Source organism: Falsiroseomonas bella (assembly GCF_003173615.1).
GTDB lineage: Bacteria > Pseudomonadota > Alphaproteobacteria > Acetobacterales > Acetobacteraceae > Falsiroseomonas > Falsiroseomonas bella.
In genome coordinates, this window is sequence record NZ_QGNA01000012.1 from 1 (window position 1) to 1130 (window position 1130).

Sequence of the window (1130 nt, forward strand, 5' to 3'; positions counted from 1 at the left end):
GCGACAACCGGTCCTGGTTCGAGAACGCCCCGGTGGCGCAGCTCGGCGTCGCCGGCACGCTGGCCGAGGCCGGCTCGGGCTGGGATGCCAACCGCGCCTGCGCGCCCCTGCTGCATGGCGGTGCGCAGCTCGCCGCCATCCGCGTCGCCATCGAGGCCCGCGCCCCGGGCCGCGCCGACCGCGCAGCCGCCTGAGGCGCCTGGCCGGCCCCAGCGACCGCAGGCTGCATCGGGAGACGCGATCCGCTCGGCAACAAAACGAGCGCCGCTTCAATCGGTTACGTCATATTTCGCGCTTGCGTAACGCACCGCCCTGGTTCTATTAACTGCAAGTTGGGGAATGTGGGGCGCGCGGTGCGCAGGGCGACAGTCCGCGCCGCCGTTCCGCTTGCGCAGAAGGCGCGGTTTCACGCGGTCGGCCAGCCTCGGCGCTGAGCGGCCTTGGTCGAAGGGGGATAGCAATGTCGTCGTATCTCGGGGGGCCTGGTCCCGATACCTTTCCCGGAACCAGCGGGAACGACACCGCCGACGGCCTCGGTGACGGCGACCGGCTGATCGGCGCCCAGGGCGACGACATCCTGTTCGGCGGCGACGGGAACGATTCGCTCTTCGGCGGCCCCGGTAACGACTCGCTGTATGGCGGCGCCGACCGCGACAATGTCGAGGCCGGCAGCGGCGACGACACCATCCTCGCCACGGGCGGCGACCGCGTGCTCGGCGACACGGGCGACGACCTCATCATCATCGGCGACGGCAACAACAACATCAGCGGCGGCTCCGGCACGGACACGCTCGCATTCACCACCGCCGGCACCTACGTCGTGACGCAGGGCGCGGGCGCCAACTTCACGGTCACCGGGCCGGGCGGCGCGGTGAATCAGGTGCAGGGCGTGGAGCTGATCCAGACCGCCGACGGCACCCAGAGCTTCGGGCTCGGCAGCTTCTATGTGTGCTTCGCGGGCGGCACGCGGATCCGGACGGATCGCGGCGAGACGCCGGTGGAAAGCCTGCGCGCGGGCGACCTGGTCGCCACCGTCTCGGGCCGCGGCGCGCCGCTGAAGCCGGTGCTCTGGATCGGCCGCCGCCGCGTCCTCCTCGCCGGCCATCCGAACGCCGACGCCATCGCCCCGA

General features: G+C 71.9%; 2 protein-coding genes. Both read left to right on the plus strand.

What is annotated here, in order from left to right:
* Positions 1 to 194: hypothetical protein (locus tag DFH01_RS28385; protein WP_158287939.1), on the plus strand; the 194-nt coding region annotated here is incomplete at its 5' end.
* A 266-nt stretch (positions 195 to 460) separates the two neighbouring features.
* On the plus strand, positions 461 to 1130 hold a 670-nt coding region (locus DFH01_RS27715; RefSeq protein WP_199231438.1), incomplete at its 3' end, for a Hint domain-containing protein.